This window comes from Bifidobacterium margollesii (genome assembly GCF_002860355.1).
In the GTDB taxonomy this organism is placed as follows: Bacteria; Actinomycetota; Actinomycetes; order Actinomycetales; family Bifidobacteriaceae; genus Galliscardovia; species Galliscardovia margollesii.
On record NZ_NMWU01000057.1, the window covers coordinates 1 to 4,057 of the forward strand.

The window sequence follows — 4,057 nt, forward strand, 5'->3', positions numbered from 1 at the left end:
CTCGGTGCCGCTGTCGTTGCCGCCCGCAACGGAGTGGTAGGACGCGTAGGCGATGGTCTTCGCCTTGCTCTTCCCGCCGGTCAGGTGCATCGTGGTTTTGACCGTGAACCTGAGGTTCCCGTCGAACCGGCCGTCGTTGTTCGTGTCCCAGTCACGGTGGGCGGGCGTGTCGAGGGACTTGACGTCGAGCCTCACCCGGTCGGACACCGGATCCGTGCCGCCCGCGATCAGGAGGGACGAGGCGTGGGAGTCGAATTTCGTGTCCCGGGTCACGTCCTGCTGGTTCCAGTCGGCGACCAGGCCGTTGGCGGCCTGGCTGGTCACGCCGGCGGTCATCAGGCGGGACGCGGCGGCCGTCCAGGACTCCTTCGCGTCCCCGTGCCCGGCGTGTCCGGTGTCGTTGAGCACGTACCGGCCCTGTTTGGGCACGTTGAGGTCCCACCAGTAGAAGCCGGCGGGCCACCGGTCGCCCACGCCCAGGTCCTTCGGGCTGACGGTGGGCGAGGCGACGGTCCTGCCGCACTTGGGGGCCACGGTCACGCTCTTCGTGTGGTCGGCCTTCCCGTCGCGGTCGGTGTCCACGTTGAGCGTGCTGGTGCCGGTGAACGTGGTGCCGGAGGGGATGTTCGTGCAGCCGGTCCAGATCAGGTCGGACACCGGGGTGGTGCTGCCCGCGATGTTGAACGTGGCCTGGGCGCGCGTGGCGAACGACACGGACGGCACGACCGTGGTCCAGGACTCCGCGGAATCATCGAAACCCGGAAGGGTCTTACCTTGATCAACGTGGGTCTGCTTGGGCACGCTCAGGGTGAACCAGTACTTGCCGGCCTGCCACGCGCCCATGCCGAGATCCGCGGGAGCGTAGTACGAACTCCAGCTTGCCCCGCAGGCCATGGTCACGGGCTTGGATTTCGACGCCTCCGGAGTGGCGTCACCGTCCTTCGACCAGTTCAGCGTCAGCGTGCCGGTGAACGTCGTGCCCGCCGGGATGTCCGTGCACTGCGCGTACAGGCGGTCGCGCACCCGCTGCGTGCCTCCCGAAAGGGCGGGCGGGTCGGTCGGGTTCGCGTCCGTGCCGGCCAGGGCCTTCGTGGAGAAGTCCACATGCTCGTTCCTGTGGATCTGGAACTGTTCGTTGGGGTCGTTCGAGCCCGGATGCACGGCCACTGCCTGCAGGCCCAGGGTGAACCAGTTCACGGAGTCCTGACCGTACACGACCGCGTCGAACCAGTACCTCGCGTTCGGCTGCCACTCGGTCTGGCCCTTGAGATCCGAGGGGACGAACTCCTCGCTGTCGAACGTGCGCGACTGGGTCGCGGAGAACGTGGCCGGCAGACCGTACACGGTGCGTTTCGCCGCGATGGCCAGGTCCTCCCTGCCGTCGCCGTTGAGGTCGGCGTGCAGGGTCACGTCCGCGATGAGCTTGCCGTTGCCGGCCTTCGCGCTGGCGATCGAGTTGCCGCCGTTGTGGCGCACGGTGATCGAGTCATGCATCGGCGCGGTGGGCGAGGCGGGAGCGACGCCGTCGTTCGCGTTGCGCCGGAAGGTCGACACCGTGATGGACGGCCTGTTCGGCGTGGAGTACGCCTCGCTGGGCCGCTCGGTGCCGCCCGCGCTGTACCCGATGTACGTGACGTTGCTCTTGAGGAACGACTTCCACATCTTGCCGCCGTTGTTCCCGTTCGACCCGTCGTAGCCGGGGTCGCCGGCCCTGGCCGGACGGATGATGGTGTCCCACCAGATGTTCGCGCCCGCGGGCCAGGCCTTGCCGTAGCCCAGGTCGCCGGGCGTGGCCTCGGGGCTGAGGAACGACACGGACTTGTTCTTCAGGATCAGCTCGTTCTGGATCTCCAGGTACGTGCGCGCCTTGTCGGGCCTGCCGTCGCGGTTCTCGTCCACGTTCAGGTGGCTTTCGATGGTGAAGTAGTCGTCGCGGAAGTGCGTGTTGCCGCGCGCGGTGACGGTGATCTCGTCACGCAGCCGGGAGCCGGTGGTGATCTGGTTGGAGAAGATCCTGGCGGGACGGTCCTGGCTGACCTTCCTCCAGCCGTTCGTGCCCGAGTTCGCGTACATGGCGTTCGTGCTGACGTCCGCCGACCAGCGGGGCGCGGTGTCGAAGAAGATCAGGTTCTGCTTGTTCTTGATGCTCGGGTCGATCGAGTAGAACATGAGCCGGATGCCGGTCCCGTAGGGCTGCGGATGGTTCTTCGCCGCGTCCCTCAGCGCCTTGTACTCGTTGCTGTTCCTGATGGTGTCGGGGATGTCGTCCTCGCGGTTGTTGTGGATCGCGCTGAACACGTAGTGCATGTAGCCCAGCGCCTTGTCGCCCTTGGGCAGGCGCATCACGTTCGTGCCCGGCCCATACGGCGAGAAGTACACGACCGCGCGCATCCGATCCTCCTGCGCGGTGTTCCACGAATAGTCGTAGCGCGTGAACTTCGTGCCGGCGTCCGGCGTGTCCGCGCCGGCCTGCACGCACAGGGCGGTGACCGGCTTGTTGGTCGTGTCGTCGCGCAGGTCGAAGATGCCCGTGAACGCGCCGCCCGGCATCACGTAGTCGCGGTGGCCGAGCAGGGTGAACGGCTCGCCCGTGCGCGGCACCACGCTGAACATGCCGAACAGGCGGCCCAGCAGACCGGAATCCCCGTTCCCGTCGCGCACGTCGTCGGGCATTTCGGCCAGCTCCGGGCTCGCCCCGTCGAACCGTCCCATGACGGTCATCCAGCCGAACCCGCCGCCATCGATACGGCTCGCCCCGTCGACCGTGGTGGCGCTGACGCTCGCCTGACGGTCCGGGGTGTCCGGCACGCCCAGATACACGCCCTCGGGCACGCTGGCGTCCTGTTCGTCGCCGACCGTGCTCGCCGTCGGCCTGACGCCGGCCCGCAGCAGGGCGTCACCCAGCTCGGTCGCGGCCTTCGCCCGCGCCACGCCGTCCGTCGAACGCCACAGCACGTCCACAGGATCGCCGGACGTCTTCACGCCCGCGCCGGCCACCGCCTTCGCGGCCAAGGCCCTGACGGTGTCGTCCACGGCCGTCGCGTGCAGATCATCCCACGACAGGGCCTTCGCCCGGTCCAGGCTCGTCGGGTACCGGCCGACCCGGTACAGGCGCACGGTCACCCCGTCCAACGAGGAGGATTCCTGCGAGCCGACATGGATCGTGCCCCTGCGCTCCCCCGACGCGTCCGGCGTCGCCTTCCGCTCGGCCTTGGACTTGGTCTTGGCCTGCGGTGCGGGCGCGGCCTTCGGCCTCGCCTGCCCGCCGGCGCTTCCGGCCGTCGACGCGGCGGACGGGGCCGAGGAGCCCGGCTTCGCCGTGGGGGAGGGGCCGGCCGGAGCACCGGTGTCCTTCCCATCCTTGTCCGCCGTATCGCCCGCGGCGTCGTCCGCGCCGCCGCCGGTGCTTCCGGCGTCGCTGCCGGCGGGCGGCGTGACCGTCACCGTGCCGTCATCGCTGCCGCCGTTGGTTTGGCTGCCTGTCGTGTCCTGCTGGATCGTCACGCCCGCGTCGGCCGGTGACGTGTCCGCCGCGTTGGCGGTCACGCATCCCGACACGAGCGTCGCCCCGGCCACGGCCAGGGCGACGAGACCTCGTATCCGTCCCATGCTCCCGTTCCTTTCCCTTGGGTTGGGAGGGCGACGCCGTTCGCCGCCCATACGCGGCTCATCGTCACACGTTTTCCGGGAATGTTGTCCGCCCACCCGTACACGCCCGGAAACGGCGGAATCACAGGCGACACGCCGAAACCCGGAAACACGCGCCAGACGGGACGGAACGGGCATGGGAAGGCCCTCCCGACCGGAGGACGGACGGGAGGGCCCATGGGGATCACGCCGCGCGGGGGAGGGTCACATGGTCTTCCAGGCGACGCCCTCGCCACGCCACCCGGCCCTGATGACGCTCAGGTACTCGCCGTAGCTGGTGGTGTACACATGCTCGCCGCCACCATTGCCACGACCGTGCTTCGGCTTGTGGTAGCGCGTGGGGTTGTACAGCCGGTACACGTTCGCGCCCGTGGGCGAGGTGTACCAGGCGATGCCCTCGTCCCTCCAG

General features: G+C 69.0%; 2 pseudogenes. Both read right to left on the reverse strand.

Annotation, left to right across the window (positions count from 1 at the left end):
* Positions 1-3,609, reverse strand: a pseudogene (locus Uis1B_RS11475) (hypothetical protein); the annotation flags it as partial.
* Between the two features lie 243 nt (positions 3,610-3,852).
* Positions 3,853-4,057: pseudogene (locus Uis1B_RS12115) on the reverse strand (hypothetical protein); the annotation flags it as partial.